Here is a 22234-nt window from a genome sequence, read left to right on the forward strand (position 1 = left end):
CCAGAAATGATTACTACCGACTACGTATCCACTTATTCAGGCAACCGTTTTTATCCCTTGCGCCCGCATATCGACAAGGTCGCCATCGAAGACATCGCCCACGGCCTCGCTTACCAGTGCCGCTTCAATGGACAGACGCAAGTGTTTTACTCGGTTGCCCAGCACAGCCTGATCGTCGCCGAACTGGTGCCGCCCCCCTTGCGCCTGGCCGCCCTGCTGCACGACGCGGCCGAAGCCTACCTGGGCGACATGGTGAAGCCCTTGAAAGTGCTGTTGCCGGAGTTTGCCGTGCTGGAAGACAAGGTCAGCGCCATCATCGCCGCCACGTATGGCCTGGACTTTTCCGATTACGCCCCCATCAAGCGGGCCGACCTGATCGCGCTGGCCACGGAAAAGCGCGACCTGATGCCGCACTCGGCCGAGCGCTGGGCTTACCTTGACGGCATCGCCCCCTTGCCCGGTATAATCGAGGCCATGGGTCCGGCCGAAGCCAAGCAGCGCTTCCTGCAGGCGTTTGCCCGGTTGGGCGGCCTCGGGCTCGCCGCATGAATGCTTGCACCCAGCCGCACGAACGGGCGCTAAGCCCCGGTTTTTGCACGGCTTTTTTAGATATCCACAGCAACTGTGGATAAAGTTGTTGATAAGCCCCTCTTGACAAGCCGCAACACCAGTATTGATGCGGGTTTCAACAATTTGCTGATTTCACAGGCAATTTTTTACCCCAATGAAATCAATGACTTGCAATCAGGAGTTTGCGCTAGAACAAACTTTCTCTGCCACCATGAAAATATATTTTCTGTGCATTGGCAATCCCTGCTCCAGGCCGTCTTGCTTGAACAGCATTGTTTTGACAAACCCCGCAGACTGGCATAGTGTGGAGTAGCGACGACGATCAACGGTGGATAAACGCATGAATATGGATAGCGATAATTCCGCCAAGGGGGCGGACGAACCCGACTGGCTGGTCGACGAACCGCTGGAACGGGCAGAAGCGGCGGCGGAACCCGCCAACGCGGCGCCTTGGCGCGTGCTGATCGTCGATGACGATGTCGACGTGCATGTGGTGACCAAGTTCGCCCTCAGCCAGGCCAGCTTCCAGGGCCGCCGGCTGAGCTTTTTGCACGCGTATTCTGGCGCCGAGGCGCTGGCCTTGCTGCGTGGCACACAAGATATCGCCGTGGTGCTGCTCGATGTCATCATGGAAACCCAGGATGCCGGCCTGCAAGTGGCGCGCCAGGTGCGCGAAGACTTGCACAACAGCGCCGTGCGCATCATCCTGCGCACGGGCCAGCCCGGCCAGGCGCTGGAACACCGCATCATCATCGACTACGACATCAACGATTTCTGGTGCAAGACCGACCTCACCACGCGCAAGTTGTTTACCACCGTGATCGCCTCGCTGCGCACCTACGCCACCTTGCGCGAAGCGCAGCAACAGGTCGCCGAACTGGCCGCCGCCCTGGCCCAGTGCGGCGACACGCCAGCGGCGCCGGCCGGCGGCACGCCCTGACCCTGCGCCGCTACTTTCAGTCATAAAAACAAGAGCACTGGATAGGCATACAGGCTTGCGGCATGCCCCATTCCGGCCCATCTTGCCCGCCGATTGCATGGGCTGAGCGGCGTCAATTTCCTAAGTGGCGGATTGTTAAGCGCTTTTTCAGATATCCACACGGACTGTGGATATCTTTGTGGATAAGCGCCTATTGACAGCCCTCAAAGCCACAGCCCGTGCGGCTTTCAATAAACTGCTCAATCAAACAGCAAAAATAAAACCCATTAAAATCAACCACTTAGAAACTCACACATAATCACAAGAAAATTATTTCGCCAATTTCGTTAACTCATCATTTGTGCATAACTGAGCCGTAATGATCAATCCGACAACAGCGGATCGCGGCCGCCGGCAACACAGTTGCCGTGCGGATACTCAATGCACGGTCTGCCGGCGCTGCTCCGGGTGCAGCAGCACGCGCTCGATCAGTTCCGGGGCGACATTGTATGACTTCAGGTATTCCAGTGCGCACAAGGTACTGAAGGCCGCCTGCACGGCGATGCCCAGATTGACGATATCGCACATCTTCTGGTCGACCCGGGCATGCGGCACCACGGTTTTGACGGGCATATGCAGCGTTTCTGTGGATTGAGGCATGATGGACAACTCCTGCGAAGGGTACGGAGGGGGGGAGACGGCGTAGCGGTGCGAACCGCGACAGCGCGGACAGGGACAGCGATCATGGTGCCGATAAAAGTATTGCCGATAAACTCTCGATGTCAATGGCAGGGAAACATGAGCCACGGTTTTTTTCTTCCAGGCACAACCGCAGCCGAAAGCGATGGACAAGCGCGAGCAGCCACGGCGATAATCAGCCATGCCTGCCCCCGCCGCCACCCAGCCCGACCTCCCCCGCCCCCAACCCGCCTCGCTTGCCGACCTGTTCTTCTCGTTCACCTGGCTGGCCCTGCAAGGCTTCGGCGGCGTGCTGGCCGTGATCCAGCGCGAGATGGTCGAGCGCAAGCGCTGGCTGACGCAGGAGGAATTCCTGGAAGACTGGGCCGTGGCGCAAATCATGCCGGGGCCGAATGTCGTCAACCTGTCCCTGATGGTGGGCGGACGCTATTTCGGCTTGAAAGGCGCGCTGACGGCGCTGGCCGGCATGCTGGCCGTGCCCCTCGTCATCGTGCTCGTGCTGGGCGTGCTGTACACGCGCTTCGGCGACAATCCGCAGATGGCGGGCGCCCTGCGCGGCATGGCGGCCGTCTCGGCCGGCATGATCGCCGCCACGGGCGTGAAACTGGCGACCGCGCTGGTCAGGCATCCGCTGCCCCTGTGGCTGACCTTGTCCATCACCGTGCTGGGCGTGCTGATGGTGGCGATCTTCCGCTGGCCCCTGCTGTACATCCTGCTGGGCCTGGGCGGCATCGGCTGCCTGCTCACGTATCGAAAGCTGTCCGCATGACGCCGCCCCTGCAACTGGTATTGAGCGCGGGCGACTGGCTGAACCTGTTCGGCCATTACCTGATGCTGTCGCTGATGTCGATCGGCGGCGCCATTTCCACCACTTCCGAAATGCACCGTTTCCTCGTCGAGCAGCATGGCTGGCTGACGCAGGCGCAATTCAATGAATCGATCGCCATCGCCCAGGCCGCACCCGGCCCGAACGTGCTGTTCGTCGCCTTGATGGGCTGGAACGTGGGCATGAACGCGGGCAGCTACACGGCCGCCTGGCTTGGCGTGTTCATCACGATGGTGGGCATCATGCTGCCCAGCACCACCCTCACCTACGTGGCAGCCCAGTGGGGCTACCGCAACCGCGACCTGCGCCCCGTGCGCGCCTTCAAGCAAGGCATGGCGCCCATCGTCGTCGCCCTCTTGATTTCCACGGGCATGATCTTGGGCGGCGCCAACCACCAATGGCGCACCGACTGGCCCCTGTGGACCCTGTCCATCGTGGCTGGCCTCATCATCTGGCGCACGAAGATCCATTTATTGTGGCTGCTGGCGGCCGGCGCCGTGCTGGGCTGGCTGCAGCTGGTGTAGTTGCTACACCGCCAGGTGCCGCTTCACCTCCTCCCCATCCATCTGTTCTGCATTGCCGCTGGCCACGACACTGCCGCGCGACAGGACGATGAATTCGTCGGCCAGTTCGCGGGCGAAATCGAAATATTGCTCGCACAGCACGATGGCCATGTTGCCGCGCTGTTTCAGCAAGGAAATGACCCTGCCGATATCCTTGATGACGGACGGCTGGATGCCCTCCGTCGGCTCGTCGAAGATGATCAGCTGCGGCTCGGCCAGCAGGGCGCGGGCGATGGCCAGCTGCTGCTGTTGCCCGCCAGACAAATCTCCGCCGCGCCGCTGCAGCATCTCTTTCAATACCGGAAACAGTTCATACACGTGGGGATCGATGCGCGCAGCTTGCCTGCCCTGCTTCACCGCCATACCCATCAGCAAGTTTTCCTCGACCGTCAGGCGCGCAAAGATGTCGCGCCCCTGCGGCACGTAAGCGATACCCAGCTTGGCCCGCGCATGGGGCGCCAGCTTCGTGATGTCGCGGCCATTGAAGACCACCTGGCCCTGCGCCACGGGCAGCACGCCCATCAGGCATTTCAGCAAGGTCGTCTTGCCCACGCCATTCCTGCCCAGCAAGGCCAGGCACTCGCCCTTGCGCACTGACAAGTTGATGCCGCGCAAGGTGTGCGAGGAACCGTAGTATTGATTTAACTGTTGCACTTCCAGCATAGTCTGCGATCTCCCCTATTACCTTCCCAGATAGACTTCGATGACCCGCTCGTCCGCTTGCACCTCGTCCATGCGGCCCTGCGCCAGCACGGAACCCTCGTGCAGCACGGTGACGATGCCTTGCCGGGCGATTTCCGTCACAAAGCCCATGTCGTGCTCGACCACCATGATCGAATGTTTGCCCCGTAACTCATTGAGCAATTCCGCCGTGCGCGCCGTTTCCGCATCCGACATGCCGGCCACGGGTTCATCCAATAAAATCAGCTGCGGCTCCTGCATCAGCAGCATGCCGATTTCCAGCCACTGTTTTTGCCCGTGCGACAGCAAACCGGCAGGCCGCGCTTCGTGGCCGTTGAGGCGGATCAGGCGCAATATCGCTTCGATCTTGCCTTCCTGCTCGGACGTCAAACGGGCAAACAGGGTGGGCGCCACGCGCTTGTCCATCTTCATCGCCAGTTCCAGGTTGTCGAACACCGTGTGCTGCTCGAACACGGTGGGACGCTGGAACTTGCGGCCGATGCCCGCGTGGGCGATCTGCGCTTCCGTCATGGTCGCCAAATTCATCGTTTGCCCGAACCAGGCCGTGCCGGACGTGGGCCGCGTCTTGCCGGTAATCACGTCCATCATCGTCGTCTTGCCCGCGCCGTTAGGCCCGATGATGCAGCGCAATTCGCCCACGGAAATATCGAGACTGAGCTTGTTGATGGCCTTGAAGCCGTCGAAGGACACGCTGATATCTTCCAGATACAAAATGGCGCCATGCGTCGTGTCGACGCCCTCGCCCTTCACGCGCGCATACGTGGGGCCCGCTTCGGCGCTGGCCATACCGGGCAACATGCGGATGCTCATGCGGCCTCCTCTGCCACGACGGCGGCTTTTTTACGTTTGAGCTTGCTCAACACGCCCAGCATGCCTTGCTGCATGAACAGGGTGACGACGATGAACAGCAAGCCCAGCGCAAACAGCCACAGTTCCGGCATGGCGGCCGTGAACCAGCTTTTCAAGCCGTTGACGGTGAAGGCGCCCAGAATCGGGCCGAGCAAGGTGCCGCGCCCGCCGACGGCCACCCACACGACCATCTCGATGGAGTTGGCCGGCGACATCTCGGACGGGTTGATGATGCCCACTTGCGGCACGTACAGGGCGCCAGCGATGCCGCACAGCACGGCCGACAAGGTCCACACGAACAGCTTGAACCACAGCGGGTTGTAGCCGAGAAACATCAAGCGCGCCTCGCTGTCGCGCACGCCCTGCAGCACCCGTCCCAGCTTCGAGCGGACGATGGCGCGCGCGCCCACCAGGGCCGCCAGCAGGAAGGCCAGGGTCAGCAGGAACAGCACGGCCCGCGTGGCGGGTGCCGTGATGCTGTGGCCCAAGATCGTCTTGAAGTCCGTGAAACCGTTGTTGCCGCCAAAGCCGGTGTCATTGCGGAAGAACAAGAGCATGAAGGCATACGTCATCGCTTGCGTGATGATGGAAAAATACACGCCCTTGATGCGCGAGCGAAACGCGAAGTAACCGAACACAAAGGCCAGTACGCCCGGCACCAGCACGACGAGGGCCATGCAATACCAGAAATGTTCCGTGAAGGCCCAGTACCAGGGGTAGGTTTTCCAGTCGAGAAAGACCATGAAGTCGGGCAAGCTGCTGTGGTACTGGCCCTGGTCGCCGATGGCGCGCATCAGATACATGCCGTGCGCATACGCGCCCAGGGCAAAGAACACGCCGTGGCCCAGGGATAATATGCCCGTGTAGCCCCAGACGAGGTCCAGTGCCAGCGCGGCCAGCGCGTAGCACATGAACTTGCCCACCAGCGCCACCGTGTAGGCGGACACGTGCAGCGCATGGCCTTCGGCAAACGCCAGGTTAAAAATCGGCAACAACGCCGCCAGTAATGTACAGGCGGCAATCGCCAGCCACACGGGCCGCGTGAACAGGCCAGGCTTGATTTGATGGGAGGTAATCATTCGACGCTGCGTCCCTTCATGGCAAACAGGCCCTGCGGCCGGCGCTGGATGAAAATGATGATGAATATCAAAATGGCGATCTTCGCCAGCACGGCGCCCGCCACCGGCTCGAGGAATTTGTTCACTTCGCCCAGGCCCAGCGCGGCGATCACGGTGCCGGCCAGCTGGCCCACGCCGCCGAGCACCACCACCATGAAGGAATCGACGATGTAGCTTTGGCCCAGGTCCGGCCCGACATTGCCCAGCTGCGACAGGGCCACGCCGCCGAGCCCGGCGATGCCGGAGCCGAGGCCAAAGGTCAGCATGTCGACCTTGCCCGTGGCCACGCCCACGCAATCGGCCATGCGGCGGTTTTGCGTGACGGCCCGCACGAACAGGCCCAGCCGCGTCTTGTTCAAGATCAACCACACGGCCACCACGACAACGATGGCAAAGGCGATGATGGCCAGGCGGTTGTACGGCAGCACGAGGCCGCCCAGCACGGTGACGCCGCCCGACATCCAGGCGGGATTGGCCACTTCCACGTTTTGCGCGCCAAAGATCGTGCGCACCGCCTGCATGAGGATCAGGCTGATGCCCCAGGTGGCCAGCAGGGTTTCCAGCGGCCTGCCATATAGCCAGCGGATCACCGTGCGTTCCAGCACTACGCCCACCAGGCCGGAGACGAAAAATGCGGCAGGCAAGGCGGTCAGCAAATACCAGTCTTGCACGCCGGGCAGGAAGTGGCGGAAAAACAGCTGGCACAGATACGTCGTGTAAGCGCCTATCATCAGCAGCTCGCCATGCGCCATGTTGATGATGCCCATCAAGCCGAACGTGATGGCCAGACCCAGGGCCGCCAGCAGCAGCACGCTGCCCAGTGAAATGCCGTAAAACACATTGCCGGCGAACTCCATGCGCGCCACCCTGCCCTTGATCTGGCGCATGGTCTCGATGGCGGCCAGTTGCACGGCCTCGTCCGGCTCACCGACCTTGCCATCTGGCCCTTTCTCCAGCATGGCTTGCAGCACGGGCAGCAGGCGCGCATCGCTGCTGCCGGCCAGCGCCTGCACGGCGGCCTTGCGCGTGGCGACGTCGGGCGCATGCAGGTTGGTGCTGGCGATCAGCACCTGCAATATCTGTTTGATGTCAGCATCGTTTTCCTGCGCCAGCGCCGCGCGGATCAAGGGAAGCTGCGCAGGATCAACCGCCTTTTGCAACGCTTGCGCGGCCGCCAGCCGTTCGGCCCGTTCCGGTGCCAGCAGTTTCAGCCCCGACAAGGCGCCCGCCACGGCCGAGCGCAAGCGGTTGTTGACCATCACGCCATCGATGCCGTCCGGCAGCGGCACGCTCTTGCCGAGCGCCGGGTCAAGCGCCTGCTCGCCGTCGACGATATACACCTTGCCGTCGGGCGTGGCGTACAACGCGTCATCCTGCAAGGCTTGCAGCACACGGGCGGCCTCGGGCGTGGCAAGGGCGGCGATCTGCGCGACGGCGGCGACACGGGCGTCAGGGTCGTCGCCAGATAGCGGCTTGAGCAGGTCGGGAGGGATGGCGGCCTGCGCCATGGACGACAGGCACAGGCAGGCGAAGACCAGCAGCGATGTGAATAGCCTCATTGATATCCCGGGAAAGCGTTGATGGTCGGCGCCACCGGACGCATGCCCGATGGCGCCGGCGTGGCTTTTACAGCTTTTGCTTGCCCTCATTGCCCTTGATAAACGGGCTCCACGGCTGGGCGCGTATTGCTTCCTTGGTTTTCCATACGACATTGAATTGCCCGTCGGCCTTGATTTCACCGATCATCACGGGCTTGTGCAAGTGGTGATTCGTGGCATCCATGGTCAGGGTAAAGCCGGACGGCGCCTTGACGCTCTGGCCGGCCATGGCGGCGATCACCTTGTCCGTATCCGTCGATTTCGCCTTTTCCACGGCTTGCGCCCACATGTGGATGCCCACATAGGTCGCTTCCATCGGGTCGTTCGTCACGACCGCCCCCGCGTTCGGCAGCTTTTGCGCCACCGCATACGCTTTCCACTGCTTGATGAAGGCTGTATTCACTGGATTCTTGACGGACTCAAAGTAATTCCAGGCCGCCAGATGACCGAGCAGCGGCTTGGTATCGATGCCGCGCAACTCTTCCTCGCCCACGGAAAACGCGACGACGGGCACGTCCGTGGCTTTCAAGCCCGCATTGCCCAGTTCCTTATAGAACGGCACGTTGGAATCGCCATTGATGGTGGAAATGACGGCCGTCTTGCCGCCCGTGGAAAACTTCTTGATGTTGGCGACGATGGTTTGATAGTCGGCGTGGCCGAACGGCGTGTAGACCTCGCTGATATCGCTATCCTTGACACCTTTGCTTTTCAGAAAGGCGCGCAAGATCTTGTTGGTGGTGCGCGGATACACGTAATCCGTGCCCAGCAGCACGAAGCGTTTCGCGCCGCCGCCATCCTTGCTCATCAGGTATTCCACGGCGGGAATCGCCTGCTGGTTCGGCGCGGCGCCCGTATAAAACACATTCTTTTCCAGCTCCTCGCCCTCGTATTGCACCGGGTAAAACAGCAGGCTGTTGAGTTCCTTGAATACGGGCAACACCGACTTGCGCGACACGGACGTCCAGCAACCGAACACGACAGCCACTTTATCCTGCGCTACCAGCTGGCGCGCTTTTTCCGCAAACAAGGGCCAGTTCGATGCGGGATCGACGACGACGGCTTCCAGCTTCTTGCCCAGCACGCCGCCCTTGGCATTGATCTCGGCAATCGTCATCAGCGCCACATCCTTGAGCGACGTTTCGGAAATGGCCATGGTGCCCGACAGGGAGTGCAAGATACCCACCTTGATCGTGTCGGCGGCCAAGGCTGCCTGCATATAAGTGGAGGTGGCCAGGGCCAGTGCGCCGGCGGCGGCCGCTTTCAGGATGATGCGTCGTGACATAGGGACTCCTGTGATGGGTTCGTGGGGGGCGAGCTGGGCCTGCGATGTTGTTAAAGCAGAATGCATGCCAGCGCCAGCAGGTGTCCGCCATGGTGCACGGGGCCGGCGCCGCACGAAAAAAAACCTGGCTGCACAAGGACTGTGCAGCCAGGTTTCAAATTGCCGTAAAACGGTGCGCCGAAGCAGTTAATCCATACGCATCAATTCTTGCGTGGCACGCCTTTCAAACGGCGCCAGCCCTTGCGGCCCAGCGGGAACAGCAGCACGAAAGCGAGCAGCCACGGCAGAATATAGGCCATGGCCGTGATGGCATTGGCCACGCCTTCCGACAGGTTTTCCGTGAAATTGCCCAGCGCGCGCTTGACGGGCCGCCAGAACGACTGCTTGCCTTCGGCGCTGATGGCCACGTTCAACAAGTCCGTATCGATGCGCTGCATCAACAGCGCGTTGGCGGCCGTCGCCTGCTCCAGCTCCACTTGCACGGTGGCCAGCTCCTTGGTCACCTTGATGAGGGCATCGACGTTGGTGCCCGAGCGCTTTTCCAGGTCTTGCAGCTGCGCCTGGTATTGCTTGAGCATTTCCAGGCGTTTCTTGCTGTCGAGCACCGGACGGCCCAGGTCTTCCACCTTGGTGCCCTGGCTGGTGACGTCGCCTTCGGCCGCGACCAGCGCGACCAGCTTCTTGATGCCGGCTGGCTTGGCGCGCATGCTGATGCGCGCATGCACGTAGCGGCCGCTGTCGACGCTGGAATCGAGCAGCAGGCAGCCGTTTTCCGTATCGGCCTTGCAGGCAGCGACCACTTTTTCATACAGGGGACGCACTTGCGCCTCGTGCGTATCGACGCTGACATTATGTTCATAGGCAAGAAACTCGCTGCCCTTTTCCTTGCCATCGAGACGCGCGGCGCTCGATTGCCCGCCGCTCTCGCCCTTGCTGCCGCAACCGGCCAGCAGCATCAGGCCAATCAGACCCATATGGATTTTTTTCATGGTTTCTTTCTATGAATTACTTGTTCAACGGAAGCATCTCGACATCGGGCAGATGCGCCGCCACTTCCTGCACCGTTGCATGGCCCGTCAGGGAGGCGATCACCTGCGGCAACGGCGCCGGCCAGATTTCCGGCAAATCGCGTTCCTCGGGCGCCAGCACGGGAAAGGCCAGCTGTTCCCGTGGCGGCACAAACGCCGCGTCGACGCCGGGCTTGTTGCCACGCGCATCGATGCGGTACCAGCCGAAGTCTTGCAGATACACGGCATTCAAGCCATGCAGGCAGAACGGCGGCCCCGCCTCGCCCATGGCCAGGCGCTGGTAGCACAGGCCGGCAGGAATGCCGTTGGCGCGCAGCAGCGCGGCCAGCAGATGGCTCTTCGCATAACAATAGCCCGTGCCATGCTGCAAGACGTCGGACGCGCGGCAGGTGACGGGATTGCGCTGGTAATCCCAGCTGTGGGCGACCTCGTCGCGCACGAAGGCAAAGCAGCGGGCCGCGATCGCGGCGTCGCCCACCGCGCCCACCGCCAGCGCGGCCGCCCTGGCGCGCACGGCTGGATGGTCGCTGTCGATGTAAGTGCTGCTGGCTAAATACAGGGAAAAGTCGGTAGACATGGCATCGAGGTCATGCAAAAAGATAATGCGCGATTCTAGTCGAAGCGGCACGAAATCGAACGTTTCCTTGCGCAAGAACAAAGAAAATCCACGCTTCGGCCTGCCTGCCAGGGGGGCGGCGACTTTGGCGGCGGCCCGGTAGCTGGTATCATGCGGGCAAACGCAGCCGGCCCTGTTGGCCCCGCACATGGCACTACCTTGCGAAGCGGCCCCCGCCGCCGACGCCTCCCTACAGATCAGAGAAACGAGTTCCCTATGAGCACTTCATCGTCCCACCCATCATTCTGGCGCCGAGTCCCGCTGGCTTTCGGCACCTTCTTCAGCACCCTGTCGGACGCCGCCTATGCGGCCCGCGTGGAAAAGCTGTCCTTGCCCGAAGCCGCCCCGGTGGCGCCAGTGGCCCCGGCTCCGGCGCCCGCCCCCGTGCCGACGCCGGCCGCCGCGCCCGTCATTTTGAAGGAAGCGACGCCCGATGCCGCCCTGCAATTGCTGGCCTTGCTGCAACGCGAAGCGCGATTGATCGACTTTACCCAGGAAAACCTGGGCAGCCATGCCGATGCCGACATCGGCGCGGCCGCCCGCGTCGTGCATGAAGGCTGCGCCAAGGTCATGCGCGAATACTTCACCATCGAGGCCGTGCGCCAGGAAGCCGAAGGCAGCCGCATCGTGCTGCAGGAAGGCTTTGATTCTGCGCAAGTACGCCTGACGGGCAACGTGGTCGGTTCCGCGCCGTTCACGGGCACCCTCAGCCACCGCGGCTGGCGCGCGTCCAGCGTGCGCCTGCCGAAACTGAGCGAGCAGCACGACGCGGCCATCCTGGCGCCAGCCGAGGTGGAACTGTGAACGATCAAGCCAACCCAAGCCCGCGCTACGCCATCGGCATCGACCTGGGCACCACCCACAGCGCCCTGTCGTATGTGAACCTGGTCGAGAGCGACGGCGAGCAATCGAGCCACGGCGTGCTGAAAGTGCCGCAGTTGTCGGCGCCGGGCACCGTCGAAGAATTGTCGCTGCTGCCGTCGTTCGTCTACCTGCCGCACGCCGATGAAGTGGCGGCGGGCGACCTGGCCCTGCCCTGGGTCACCGAGGAAGCCGAAGCGCCGTTCGTCGTCGGTGAAATGGCCCGCAGCCGCGGCGCCACCACGCCGATCCGCCTCGTCTCCAGCGCGAAAAGCTGGCTGTGCCACCCGGGCGTGGACCGCCGCGCGGCCATCCTGCCGAACGATGCGCCGGCGGAAGTCGCGCGCATTTCGCCCATCACGGCCGCCACGCGCTACCTGACGCATTTGCGCCAGGCGTGGGACAACGCCCACCCGCAAGCACCGTTCGCCGAGCAGGAAATCACCGTCACCATTCCCGCCTCGTTCGATCCGGCCGCGCGCGAGCTGACGATGGAAGCGGCGCAGGCGGCCGGTTATTCCTCATTGACCTTGCTGGAAGAGCCGCAGGCGGCCCTGTACAGCTGGATCCAGACCAGCGAAGGGCGCTGGCGCAAGGAAGTCAAGCCGGGCGACATCATCCTGGTCGTCGACGTGGGCGGCGGCACCAGCGACTTTTCGCTGATCGCCGTGCTGGAACGCGACGGCGTGCTGGAACCGCACCGCGTGGCCGTCGGCGAACACATCCTGCTGGGCGGCGACAATATGGACCTGGCCCTGGCCCACCTGGTGGCCCGCAAGCTGGCAGCCAACGGCACCCAGCTGGACGCCTGGCAGATGCGCGCACTCACTTATGGCTGCCGCAGCGCCAAGGAAAGCCTGCTGGCCGACAGCGGCCTCGATGTGGCGCCCATCGTCGTGCCGAGCCGCGGCTCGAAACTGATCGGCGGCTCCATCCGCACGGAACTGACGCGCGCCGAAGTATCCACCTTCATCCTCGACGGCTTTTTCCCGCAAGTGGAAGCGTCGAGCCGCCCTGCCGTGCGCACGCGCGCCGGCCTGACGCAACTGGGCTTGCCGTATGCGCAGGACGCGGCCATCACGCGCCACCTGGCCGCCTTCCTGGGCCGGCAAGTGGCAGCCACCAGCGAACTGGAAGGCTTTTCGGGCCGCCAGTCGGCCGACGCCAGCTTCTTGCACCCGACGGCCGTGCTGTTCAACGGCGGCGTCTTCAAGTCCGACCTGCTGGTGCAGCGCATCATGGCTACAGTCAACGACTGGCTGTACATGGAAGGCGCGGAACCGGCGCGCATGCTGGCCGGGGCCGACCTGGACCTGGCCGTGGCCCGTGGCGCGGCCTACTACAGCTATGTGCGACGCGGCCATGGCGTGCGCATCCGCGGCGGCACGGCCAGTTCCTTCTATGTCGCCATCGAATCGGCCATGCCCGCCATCCCCGGCATGGAACCGCCGATCCAGGCCCTGTGCGTGGCGCCGTTCGGCATGGAAGAAGGCAGCGAATTGGAATTGCCGGGCCAGCAATTCGGCCTGGTGGTGGGCGAACCCGTGCACTTCCGCTTCTTCGCCTCGTCCACGCGCCGCAACGACCAGATCGGCGACTTGCTCGATTTCTGGGGTCCCGACGAATTGCAGGAACTGAGCGAAATCCAGGCGACCTTGTCCGCCGAAGGCCGGTCGGCCGGCGACGTGGTGCAGGTCAAGCTGCACGCGCGCGTGACGGAAGCGGGTACCCTGGAACTGCTGGCCGTTTCCCCTGACGGCGCCGAGCGCTGGAAAGTGGAATTCGACGTGCGCGGCACGCCGCAGCAATAGGCATGCGCAGCGCTGTGGGCAAGCCGGCCTTCCTGGTCGGCATCGACCTGGGCACCACCAACACGGTGGTCGCGTATGCGGCGGCTGGCGATGCGCCGGCAGGAATAAACCTGTTCGCCATCGAGCAGCTGGTCGCTCCCGGCGAAGTGGGCGCACGCCCCCTGCTGCCTTCCTTGCGCTACCATCCCGCCGCCGGCGAACTGGCGGCGGGCGACTTGCAGCTGCCCTGGCCGCAGCAAGACGTGGCCGGCGTGGACCAAAGCGTGCTGGGCGCCCTGGCGCGCCAGCTCGGCGCCCAGGTGCCGGGCCGGTTAGTGGCCAGCGCGAAGAGCTGGCTGTCGCACGCGAACGTGGACCGCCAGGCGCCCATCCTGCCCTGGGGCGCGGATGCCGATGTCGCGAAAGTGTCGCCCGTGGCGGCCAGCGCCAGCTACCTGGCCTACGTGCGCGCCGCCTGGAACCACCGATTCCCGCAGGCTCTCCTCGAAAACCAGGAACTGGTGCTGACCATCCCCGCCTCGTTCGACGAGGGTGCGCGCGCACTCACCCTGGAAGCGGCCCGCATGGCGGGCTTGCCCGCGCTACGCCTGGTGGAAGAACCGCAGGCGGCCTTCTATGATTTCCTGCAGCGCCAGCGCGCCACCCTGCGCGCAGACCTGGCCGACACGCGCCGCATTTTAGTCTGCGACGTGGGTGGCGGCACCACCGATTTCAGCCTGATCGACGTGGCCTTCGATGACGACGGCGAACCGCAGCTCACGCGCAGCAGCGTAGGCAACCATTTGATACTCGGCGGCGACAATATGGACCTGGCGCTGGCCCACCTGGTGGAAACGCGCCTGGCCGCCGGCCAGGAAGGCGGCATGAAGCTGTCGGCCGCGCGCCTGTCGCAGCTGATGGAACGCTGCCGCGCCGCCAAGGAGCTGCTGCTCTCCGCCGACGCGCCGGAGAAAACCACCGTCACCCTGCTGGGCGCGGGCTCGCGCCTGATCGGCGGCAGCCGTTCCGTCGACGTCACGCGCGAGGAAGTGGCGGCCATGGTGGTCGATGGCTTCTTCCCGAAGGTGGAACTGAGCGAGGTGGCCAGAAAGGGCCGCGCCGGCATCGTCGAATTCGGCCTGCCGTATGCGCAGGACGCGGCCATCACGCGCCATCTGGCCAGCTTTCTGCAGCAGCATACCGGCGCACTGCCCGATACCCTGCTGCTGAATGGCGGCGTATTCCGTGCCGACGCATTGGCGCGCCGCCTGGCCGACACCCTGGCACACTGGCGCGGACAGCCGCTGACCATCCTGCACAATGACAATCCCGACGTGGCCGTGGCCCGTGGCGCCGTCGCCTACGCGCTGGCCCGGCGCGGCCAGGCGCCGCGCATCGGCGGCGGTTCGCCGCGCAGCTATTTCCTCGTGCTGGGCGAGGTGGGCAAGGACCACCGCGCCGTCTGCATCCTGCCCCGCGGCAGCGCCAGCGGCGAGGAAATCCGCCTGACGGAGCGCCTGTTCGCCTTGCGCCTGGGCCGGCCCGTGCGCTTCCACCTGGCCACGTCCCTCTTTGAGGCGGGCACGCCGCCGCAGCTGGGCGAGATCGTCGACCTGGACGACGGCGAGTATTTGCGCCTGCCGCCGCTGGCCAGCGTGCTGCACGCCAAAGACGGCGGTAACGACAAACGCGACATCACCGTGCAACTGGCCACCGTGATGACGGAAGTGGGTACGCTGGAAGTGCATTGCGTGGCCGCAGCCGATGCCTGTGCGCGCTGGCTGCTGGAATTCCAGTTACGCGCTGGTAAGGAAGAGCAAGGCGGTGGCGAGGCTCAAGCCGTGTCGCCGCGCATGAAGGAAGCCATCGAGAAGATCGAACGCATTTTCGGCGGCAAGGCGCAAAAAGTCGACATCAAGGAAGTGCGCCAGCTGCGCCAGCACCTGGAACGGGGGCTGGGCGGACGCGAAAGCTGGGATACGCCGCTGCTGCGCCAGCTGTTCGACGCCCTCCTGCTGCGCGCCCGCGGCCGGCGCCGCTCCGCCGAGCATGAGCGGGTCTGGCTGAATCTGGCCGGCTACTGCCTGCGTCCCGGCTACGGCGATGCGCTGGACCCGTGGCGCATCGAGCAGCTGTGGGCCCTGTTCGACGCGGGCGCACAGCACCACAAGGACAACCAGGTGTGCGCCGAATGGTGGACCCTGTGGCGCCGGGTGGCTGGCGGCTTGAACCCCGAGCAGCAATTGCGCCTGCTCGACGACTTCGCCTTCAACCTGCAAGCCGATGCGGCCCAGCGGGGCAGCCGCCCCGTCACCCTCGTGAACGGCAGCGACGACGACATGCTGCGCCTGGGCGCCTCGCTGGAGCGCATCCCTGGCGCCTACAAGGCGGAAGTGGGCGCCTGGCTGCTGAAACGCCTGGAGAAAGCCGGCAAGAAGGGGGAAGCGGCGGACACGAACACCCTGTGGGCGCTGGCCAGGGTCGGCGCGCGCCAGCCCTTCCACGGCAGCGCGCACGAAGTGGTCGACAGCGCCACCGTGGCCGACTGGTTGCAGGTGCTGCTGGCGCTGGACTGGAAAAAAATCGAGCCGGCCGCCTTCGCCGCCACCCACCTGGCGCGCATGACAGGAGACCGCTCGCGCGACATCGCCGACGAACTGCGCGCCACCATCCTCGCCCGCCTGAAAGCCGTCGGCGCCCCGCCCCTGTGGCAAGCGATGGTCAGCGAAGTGACGCAGCTGGACGAAGCGAATACCAAGCGCATGCTGGGCGAGGCGCTGCCGCCGGGGTTGAAGCTGATCAATTAATCAACTGCCATCTCGCTACACCAGCGCCACCACCAGCAACACCACCGCCAGCGGCGCCTGCACCAGCACGATGCCGGGATGCGTGCGGCGCAGCTGGGCCCACACGGACAGGCCCGGCACTTCCTCGTGCGGATGGTGGGCTTCGTCGCGCAGCGACATCGCGTGCAGGAACATGCCGGCGATCAGGGGGCCGGGATTGACCCACCAGCCCTGCTCCAGCAAGCCGCGCGACAGGTAGATGGCCAGTGCGCCGATGGCAAACGGCGAAGCCCACACCAGCGCCAGCATCAGGCGGATGCCATAGAATTCCGCCAGGGTGCCCATGCGGTGCAGGCGGCTGAAATCGTGGTCTTCCATGCGCTTGTCGATGGCCAGTTCGGCGCGGCCGTACAGGGTCCACAGGCCGCCGAACAGGCAGCCCAGCAGCACGCCGATGACGATATCGGCCGCGAACACCGCATATTTATTGACGTCGGCCGTGCCGATGCCCAGCGACGTGTGGGCGGCCGCATGCAGGTGCAGGCCGGCCTGCTCGCCTTCGGCCGTCGTATAGCGGTCGCGCACATCATACGTGCTGCCGATATACACGACGTTCTTGCGCAACGCCCCGGCATCTACGCCGGCCTGGCCTTCGATCAGTTTGACGCGCGTGCGCGTGGGGTTCAGGAATGCCGGCGCCACGGCCGCCGGATGAAACGGCGCCGTGACGGCGTTCTGCTCTGCCGCATCCTTGGCGTCGCCGTGGATGACGGGTTCGAACGCCCAGCGCGCCAAGTCCCTTTCGCTGCCCGAGCGCCGCGCCAGCTGGCACACGCGGCCCGCCAGCGCCAGCCCTTGCTTTTGCTCGGACAGGACGGCCGGCATGGGCTGCTTCTGCTCCTGTTCATCGGCGCCATGCGCCAGCTCGAAGGCCACGGCCGCCAGCACGGGACTTTTCAGCTCGATGCGCGTGACGGCGCCCATGCGTTCGCGGATCCGCGGGCTGGCAAAGTGGATGCCGGCCGCGCAGCGCGCGCGTATCCAGGGCAGGTTCGCATTCTCGTCCGATTGCTCGGGCAGGATCAGCACCAGTTGCCGGCCATCGGCGGCCAGCCGGTCGAGCAGGCGGTCCAGCGGCCGCTCGCCCGCCTTGTGCTGTTCGTACACGGCCGGCGCCAGGTCCAGGTCGATGGCCAGCACCTGGCTGCCGCGCGCAGCGGCGCTGGCGATCAATTGCTCCAGGCGCGTGCGTTCCAGCGGTTCGCGCTCGTCGAAGACCTGTTCGAACGCGGGCTGGTCGATTTCGATGATGCCGGGCCGGTAGGCGGCGCCCGGGTCCTTGCCCCGGTCCAGCAACTGCTCCTGCGCCGCGCTGGCGCGCAGCATGGCCGCATCGAGCCATTCGAGCACGTGAAAACCTTCCAGCGCCAGCATCAGCGAGGCGATCAGGCTGGCGCCGATCACGTGGTGCAGCAGGTGCGTGCCCGTCAGCTTGAAGGCCGAACCCAGCTGGGTAACCGGCCACAGCAGGCGCCGCCAGAGCGGCAGGTGCGGTTGATCCGGCTGGCTGGTTTCCACGGTGCCTGCTCCTTGCGCGCAACGAATAAATTATCACTCAAACAACAAGCGATAACGAAAGGACAGTGTATTGCAGTTGTGCCCGTTCCGCCGCACGGCTGGCAAGGGTCAGCCTGGCACCCTACTTCGGCCTGGCCAGCAGCAGCTTGCCCAGCGCTTCGAAGGCTGGCGTGGTGGTCGGGTCATTGGCCGCATTGGCTGCCGTCGGCGTCGAGGCGAAGCGCACGATCACCATTTCCGCCTTCGGGTCGACGTAGATGCGCTGGCCATACACGCCGCGCGCCATGTAGGCGCCATGGTCGTTATGCGTGACCCACCACATGTCGCGGTAGCTCCAGCCCTTGAGCAAATCGTAGCCGCCCTTGGCGAACAGCTGCTTGTCGCCGCCGCGGCGGATATCCGCGACAGCCGCGCGGGGGATGATTTGCTGGCCGTTGTAGCGGCCATCGTTGCGCAGCATTTCGCCAAAGCGGGCCAGGTCGCGCAAGCCCGCGCTCAAGCCGCCGCCGGCAAACGGCGTGCCCGTCGAATCGACGCTCATGTAGGCATCCTGTTCGGCGCCCAGCTTTTGCCAGACGTGTTCGGACAGGTAGGCGTTGACGTTCTGCCCCGTGACGCGGGCGATGATCCAGCCCAGCACGTCGGAGTTCACCGTGCGGTAGCCGAACGCCTCGCCATGCCGGCCCTCGTGCCGCACCGTTTGCAAATACTCGAAATAGCTGCGCGGCCCCGTGTAATCCTTCGGCTTGGGCAACGGATTGCCAGCCGCCGCGTGCTGCCACACTTCCGCTGTCGGGTCGGCGTAATCTTCGCTGAATTTCAGGCCCGTGGTCATGTCGAGCACCTGGCGCACGGTGGCGTCGCCAAATGCGGACTTGGCCAGTTCCGGCACATACTCGGCCACATTCTTGTTCGGGTCGAGCTTGCCTTCGGCCACCAGGGCCGCGCCGATGGTGCCCATCACGGACTTCGTCACGGACATGGCGCCATGCTGGCCGCTGTCCTTCAGCACGCCGAAATAGCGCTCATACACGATGCGGCCCCGGTGCAGCACGACGATGCCGTCCGTGTAGTTGGCGCCCAGCGACTGCTCCCAGGTCATCGTTTCCGTCGCGCCCAGGGGCGTGAAGCGCAGGCTGTCGATATCCTTGCGCAGCGCGCGCGGCAAGGGCACGGGCGCCTTCAGGCCGCGCGACACCTCCACCGTCGGCATCAGCTGGCGGAAATGCGACACGCTCCAGCGCAACTGGGGGAAATTGAAATAGCTGCCATCGTCGAAGCGGATGATCTTATCGGCCGGCGGCGGCGCGCCCACCATCCATTGCAAGGTGGCCGGGTCGCTGGCGGCGGCCGACAGCGGCGCCGTCGCTTCTGCCGCATGGGCGCCGGCGGCCAGCGCCAGGCAGGCTGCGGCCAGGGCCAGGCGTTTCATGCTGGGGAAATTGTTCATGTGATGCTCTCCTTGATAGACAGAATACTTAATAGACCCAGACGACGTTCGCCAGCCAGCCCGTCCACGTCCTGGCCTGGCCATTCACCAGCTGGTTGACGCCCGACTGCGCGAACGAGGCGCTGAAGCCCAGGGTCAGGTAGGTATTCGGGTTCACCACGCGCACGTACTTGACGAAGACATCGTTCGCCAGCATCGGACGCAGCACGCCGGCGATCACCACGGGCGCGTCGCCCGGCACGTCGAGGCGCGTGGCCTGGCCGAACTGCAGCGGGCTGCCCATCTGGTTGGCCCGTACCTGGGCCAGGTAGGCGGTCACGGTATCTTTCGGCGTCGGGTGCAGCTCGATGGTAGCCTGCAGCGCATTCACGTTGGCATTGACGAAGACCCAGGTCGCCTTGCTGCCAGAAGCCCAGGCGCCCGGCGTGCCTTCGAAAAACAGCGGGTCAAAGCGCTCGTTGCGCGCCGTGCGCGGATCGTCGCCTGAAAAACTCTGGTAGCCAAGCGTGAACTTCGGCGTCCAGGCCACGTCGGGCAGCGAAAAGCCCCCTTCCGTGCGCCAGCCCCAGGCCCGCATCGGCTCGCGCGTATTCCATTCGCGCGCCGCGTCGACGCCGAACCAGCCTTTCGGCAGCACGGTGGGCAATACGGGAACGCGCGCATAGCCATACACGAACTGCAAGTCCTTGCGGCCTTCGGGCACGGCCAGCGGCGCGCCGATGCCGCCTGGCGCCGCCTGCGGATACGCGGCATGCGAACGGGGCACCTTGCCATATGCAATGCCGGCCTTGCGGTCGTTTGCTGGCGCATAGCTGAAATCAACGCCGACGACGCGCGTGCCCGAATCGTTGTCGGGGTTTTCATTCGGGTCGAGATAGAACGCCTGGGCGCTGACCGCATCCTGGCTTATTTTCGCCACCACCGAATTCTGGAAGGCCTTGCGCGGCCCCAGTTTCAGCGCGCCACGGTCAAAGCCGTTCGAGCCGCCATTGGCGATCAGCATGCCGGTGCCCAGCGTGAAATTCTGTGCGCCGGCCGACAAGTCGAGCATGGCGCGCGTGCCGCCGAGCGGCATGCGGATGCCGGCGACGAATTCCTCGATCGAGATGCGGCCCGTATCGCCGGCGCCGAATGGATCATGGCGCGCCGTGCCCGAGCCGACGGCGGACACGCGCGCATACAGCTGCTTGCCGTCGCCCAGATTGCGCTTGAAGCCAAGGGCCGGCTTGACATAGAACTCGTACCAATAGGGGTTGAATTCGAAGCCGGGATTACGCGCTGGCGTATTCGACAGCTTCCAGAACAGATTGCTTTCGCCGGCCACCTGCACGCCCGCTTCCACGGAGCGCGTCACTTGCCAGTCGGCGCCGAAGGCCGGTTCGACGGCGGCGCGCCGGGCCACTTCCTTTTCCAGGCTGCTCTGTCCATCGGGATCGAGCTGGCCGGCGGCGCCGCAGGAGGCGCTCGCTCCCAGCAAGGCCAGCATCATCGTTCTGCGTGCCAGGAACATCGTTTGCATTGCCATAGATATCCCTTGCGCCGGCTGACTGTCAATTTGAGCGAATGTTATCAGAGATGCTCTTTTTTATTGTTGTAAAGCATCCTATTGTGCGGCGCGACTGTGGTGAGACGAACGTCTCACGGCAGTCCCATGCTGCAATGCGGCATGCATGTGCCGGCGCTTCGTGCTAAAAACGGGCATACCATAAAAAATACCGAGACACCGGAGAGCGCCATGCCCTACGTCCGCCAGACCAGCCATATCGACCGCGTGCGCGACCTGATCGCCGGCCGCATCGTCAATCCAGGGGCCGATACGGCCAGGCTGGCGTCATCGTACCGGCGCTCGCTGGACGACTACCGGCTCGACCCCGCCTCCACCACGGGGCCGCGCATCCTGACGGGCGCCGAGCTGCGCGCCATCCAGCAATCCGAAGAAAATTTTCTGCGCTCCACGGGCCAGTGCCTGCCGCGCCTGCACGCCATGGTGCGCGAAGCGGGCTACTGCGTCATCCTCGCCAATGCGCGCGGCGTGACGATCGACTACGTGGTCGACACGGACCAGCGCAAGGATTTCAAGAAGGCGGGCCTGTATCCCGGTTCGTGCTGGTCGGAAGAGGAGGAAGGCACGTGCGGCATCGCCTCCGTGCTGCTCGACCAGGAAGCCATCACGGTGCACAAGACCGACCATTTCCGCGCCGCGTTCACGGGCCTGACCTGCAGCGCCGCACCGATCTTTTCGCCGCACGGCGACTTGATCGGCGTACTTGATGCCTCCGCGCTGACTTCCCCCGATGCGCGCGACAGCCAGCGCCTGGTCAGGCAACTGGTGCGGCAAGGCGCGACCCTGATCGAGGACGGCTTTTTCCTGAAGTCCTACGGCCATTGCTGCATCCTGCTGGCGCACCGCAACCGCCACTTCGTGGAAGTGCAGCCGGAGATGCTGCTCGCCATCGACGAGCATGGCGACATCGTCGCCGCCAACCGCTGCGCGCGCGACGTCATCGGGGGCCTGGACACGCTGCCGCGTCCCGTCGGCGACGTGCTGGAAGTGCGCGCCGAGCGGCTGTTCGATGCGCGCGCGGGACACAATCTGCTGTCCTTGCGCCTGGCCGGAGGCAGCACCTGGCTGCACGCCCGCGTGCGCGCACCGCTGCGCCAGGCCGGCGTGCGCGCCACGCGCGAGGCGCCTGTCGCGCCGGACGCACTGGCATACACCGCGCCGGAACAGGCCGAACGCACGCGCATCGCCCACGCCATGAACGCCGCCAAATGGCGCCCGCTGCAAGCGGCGGCCATGCTGGGCATTTCGCGCGCCACCCTGTACCGGCGTCTCAAACAACTGCACATCGTGCCGCCGCACCGCCAGTAGCCGTCCGAAAAGCTGAGATTTCCGTCTCAACTTCAGCCATGCTGCGCTGCGCAATGCGGCGCCGGAACGCCAGTGTTACAACATCGTCAGCGGCAACACAGCCGCATCCCATCATAAAGTCAGCAGA

19 protein-coding genes are annotated in these 22234 nt (G+C 64.5%); 8 read left to right on the forward strand and 11 right to left on the reverse strand.

Annotated elements, in window-relative coordinates; all coding sequences use genetic code 11:
- The first annotated feature begins 6 nt into the window (after positions 1-6).
- Together O3299_RS11090 and O3299_RS11095 are read left to right on the forward strand one after the other, a co-directional pair.
- Positions 7-549, forward strand: a complete 543-nt coding sequence (locus tag O3299_RS11090; RefSeq protein ID WP_305062333.1) for a phosphohydrolase — start codon at positions 7-9, stop codon at positions 547-549.
- Positions 550-910: 361 nt separating this feature from the next.
- Positions 911-1510, forward strand: a complete 600-nt coding sequence (locus O3299_RS11095) for a response regulator (RefSeq protein ID WP_251348103.1) — start codon at positions 911-913, stop codon at positions 1508-1510.
- Positions 1511-1927: 417 nt separating this feature from the next.
- Here the strand turns inward: O3299_RS11095 and O3299_RS11100 are convergent, their stop codons facing one another.
- Positions 1928-2149 (reverse strand): hypothetical protein, encoded by a 222-nt coding sequence (locus O3299_RS11100; protein WP_099667305.1) that lies wholly within the window; start codon positions 2147-2149, stop codon positions 1928-1930.
- 220 nt (positions 2150-2369) lie between these two features.
- On the opposite strand from O3299_RS11100, the gene O3299_RS11105 reads away from it, so the two are divergent.
- Both O3299_RS11105 and O3299_RS11110 read left to right on the forward strand, forming a co-directional pair.
- Entirely contained in the window at positions 2370-2957 is a 588-nt protein-coding gene (locus tag O3299_RS11105) for a chromate transporter (protein ID WP_305052622.1), read from the forward strand.
- A complete protein-coding gene (locus O3299_RS11110) occupies positions 2954-3538 on the forward strand; it encodes a chromate transporter (RefSeq protein WP_099667303.1) in 585 nt (194 codons plus the stop codon). Before O3299_RS11105 ends, O3299_RS11110 begins: the two co-directional genes overlap by 4 nt.
- A gap of 3 nt (positions 3539-3541) precedes the next feature.
- Here O3299_RS11110 and urtE read toward each other — a convergent pair whose 3' ends face one another.
- From urtE to O3299_RS11145, 7 genes are all read right to left on the reverse strand, one after another.
- Positions 3542-4240: an urea ABC transporter ATP-binding subunit UrtE gene (gene urtE / locus O3299_RS11115; RefSeq protein WP_305062334.1), complete on the reverse strand. Its 699-nt coding sequence runs from the start codon at positions 4238-4240 to the stop codon at positions 3542-3544.
- A gap of 18 nt (positions 4241-4258) precedes the next feature.
- Entirely contained in the window at positions 4259-5089 is an 831-nt protein-coding gene (gene urtD / locus O3299_RS11120) for an urea ABC transporter ATP-binding protein UrtD (protein ID WP_305062335.1), read from the reverse strand.
- A complete protein-coding gene (urtC, locus tag O3299_RS11125; protein ID WP_180278740.1) occupies positions 5086-6207 on the reverse strand; it encodes an urea ABC transporter permease subunit UrtC in 1122 nt (373 codons plus the stop codon). Before urtC ends, urtD begins: the two co-directional genes overlap by 4 nt.
- Complete coding sequence (gene urtB / locus O3299_RS11130; protein ID WP_305062336.1) at positions 6204-7805, reverse strand: urea ABC transporter permease subunit UrtB; 1602 nt, start codon at positions 7803-7805, stop codon at positions 6204-6206. Before urtB ends, urtC begins: the two co-directional genes overlap by 4 nt.
- A gap of 67 nt (positions 7806-7872) precedes the next feature.
- Positions 7873-9126, reverse strand: a complete 1254-nt coding sequence (gene urtA, locus O3299_RS11135; RefSeq protein ID WP_305062337.1) for an urea ABC transporter substrate-binding protein — start codon at positions 9124-9126, stop codon at positions 7873-7875.
- 200 nt (positions 9127-9326) lie between these two features.
- Positions 9327-10115 (reverse strand): DUF4349 domain-containing protein, encoded by a 789-nt coding sequence (locus O3299_RS11140; RefSeq protein WP_305062338.1) that lies wholly within the window; start codon positions 10113-10115, stop codon positions 9327-9329.
- Positions 10116-10131: 16 nt separating this feature from the next.
- Positions 10132-10731, reverse strand: coding sequence for a transglutaminase family protein (locus tag O3299_RS11145; RefSeq protein WP_305062339.1), 600 nt, complete (start codon positions 10729-10731; stop codon positions 10132-10134).
- A 255-nt stretch (positions 10732-10986) separates the two neighbouring features.
- On the opposite strand from O3299_RS11145, the gene O3299_RS11150 reads away from it, so the two are divergent.
- Genes O3299_RS11150 through O3299_RS11160 form a run of 3 tightly spaced genes read left to right on the forward strand, consistent with a single transcriptional unit; the run spans position 10987 to position 16228 of the window.
- Complete coding sequence (locus O3299_RS11150) at positions 10987-11574, forward strand: DUF2760 domain-containing protein (RefSeq protein ID WP_305052629.1); 588 nt, start codon at positions 10987-10989, stop codon at positions 11572-11574.
- Positions 11571-13442, forward strand: a complete 1872-nt coding sequence (locus tag O3299_RS11155; protein WP_305062340.1) for an Hsp70 family protein — start codon at positions 11571-11573, stop codon at positions 13440-13442. The genes O3299_RS11150 and O3299_RS11155 overlap by 4 nt, the downstream gene beginning before the upstream one ends.
- 2 nt (positions 13443-13444) lie before the next feature.
- Positions 13445-16228 carry an Hsp70 family protein gene (locus O3299_RS11160; protein ID WP_305062341.1) on the forward strand — a complete coding sequence of 928 codons (2784 nt, stop codon included), beginning with the start codon at positions 13445-13447 and terminating at the stop codon, positions 16226-16228.
- A gap of 15 nt (positions 16229-16243) precedes the next feature.
- On the opposite strand, the gene O3299_RS11165 is transcribed toward O3299_RS11160, so the two are convergent.
- From O3299_RS11165 to O3299_RS11175, 3 genes are all read right to left on the reverse strand, one after another.
- Entirely contained in the window at positions 16244-17785 is a 1542-nt protein-coding gene (locus O3299_RS11165) for a CHASE2 domain-containing protein (RefSeq protein ID WP_305062342.1), read from the reverse strand.
- A gap of 121 nt (positions 17786-17906) precedes the next feature.
- Positions 17907-19235, reverse strand: coding sequence for a serine hydrolase domain-containing protein (locus O3299_RS11170; protein WP_370385274.1), 1329 nt, complete (start codon positions 19233-19235; stop codon positions 17907-17909).
- Between the two features lie 28 nt (positions 19236-19263).
- Positions 19264-20760 carry an alginate export family protein gene (locus O3299_RS11175; RefSeq protein ID WP_305062343.1) on the reverse strand — a complete coding sequence of 499 codons (1497 nt, stop codon included), beginning with the start codon at positions 20758-20760 and terminating at the stop codon, positions 19264-19266.
- Positions 20761-20970: 210 nt separating this feature from the next.
- On the opposite strand from O3299_RS11175, the gene O3299_RS11180 reads away from it, so the two are divergent.
- Positions 20971-22107 (forward strand): sigma-54-dependent Fis family transcriptional regulator, encoded by a 1137-nt coding sequence (locus O3299_RS11180; RefSeq protein WP_305062344.1) that lies wholly within the window; start codon positions 20971-20973, stop codon positions 22105-22107.
- Positions 22108-22234: the final 127 nt, after the last annotated feature.

This window comes from Janthinobacterium sp. SUN176 (assembly GCF_030587335.1).
Classification (GTDB): Bacteria; Pseudomonadota; Gammaproteobacteria; order Burkholderiales; family Burkholderiaceae_D; genus Janthinobacterium; species Janthinobacterium kumbetense.

Bases quoted from the DNA above. Each gene is read 5' to 3' on its own strand.
- O3299_RS11145 (WP_305062339.1), bottom strand. From the start codon at position 10,731: ATGTCTACCGACTTTTCCCTGTATTTAGCCAGCAGCACTTACATCGAC.
- O3299_RS11100 (WP_099667305.1), bottom strand. From the start codon at position 2,149: ATGCCTCAATCCACAGAAACGCTGCATATGCCCGTCAAAACCGTGGTG.
- O3299_RS11175 (WP_305062343.1), bottom strand. From the start codon at position 20,760: ATGGCAATGCAAACGATGTTCCTGGCACGCAGAACGATGATGCTGGCC.
- O3299_RS11160 (WP_305062341.1), top strand. From the start codon at position 13,445: ATGCGCAGCGCTGTGGGCAAGCCGGCCTTCCTGGTCGGCATCGACCTG.
- urtB (WP_305062336.1), bottom strand. From the start codon at position 7,805: ATGAGGCTATTCACATCGCTGCTGGTCTTCGCCTGCCTGTGCCTGTCG.
- urtD (WP_305062335.1), bottom strand. From the start codon at position 5,089: ATGAGCATCCGCATGTTGCCCGGTATGGCCAGCGCCGAAGCGGGCCCC.
- urtA (WP_305062337.1), bottom strand. From the start codon at position 9,126: ATGTCACGACGCATCATCCTGAAAGCGGCCGCCGCCGGCGCACTGGCC.
- O3299_RS11150 (WP_305052629.1), top strand. From the start codon at position 10,987: ATGAGCACTTCATCGTCCCACCCATCATTCTGGCGCCGAGTCCCGCTG.
- O3299_RS11110 (WP_099667303.1), top strand. From the start codon at position 2,954: ATGACGCCGCCCCTGCAACTGGTATTGAGCGCGGGCGACTGGCTGAAC.
- O3299_RS11105 (WP_305052622.1), top strand. From the start codon at position 2,370: ATGCCTGCCCCCGCCGCCACCCAGCCCGACCTCCCCCGCCCCCAACCC.
- O3299_RS11090 (WP_305062333.1), top strand. From the start codon at position 7: ATGATTACTACCGACTACGTATCCACTTATTCAGGCAACCGTTTTTAT.
- O3299_RS11170 (WP_370385274.1), bottom strand. From the start codon at position 19,235: ATGAACAATTTCCCCAGCATGAAACGCCTGGCCCTGGCCGCAGCCTGC.
- O3299_RS11180 (WP_305062344.1), top strand. From the start codon at position 20,971: ATGCCCTACGTCCGCCAGACCAGCCATATCGACCGCGTGCGCGACCTG.
- O3299_RS11140 (WP_305062338.1), bottom strand. From the start codon at position 10,115: ATGAAAAAAATCCATATGGGTCTGATTGGCCTGATGCTGCTGGCCGGT.
- urtC (WP_180278740.1), bottom strand. From the start codon at position 6,207: ATGATTACCTCCCATCAAATCAAGCCTGGCCTGTTCACGCGGCCCGTG.
- urtE (WP_305062334.1), bottom strand. From the start codon at position 4,240: ATGCTGGAAGTGCAACAGTTAAATCAATACTACGGTTCCTCGCACACC.
- O3299_RS11095 (WP_251348103.1), top strand. From the start codon at position 911: ATGAATATGGATAGCGATAATTCCGCCAAGGGGGCGGACGAACCCGAC.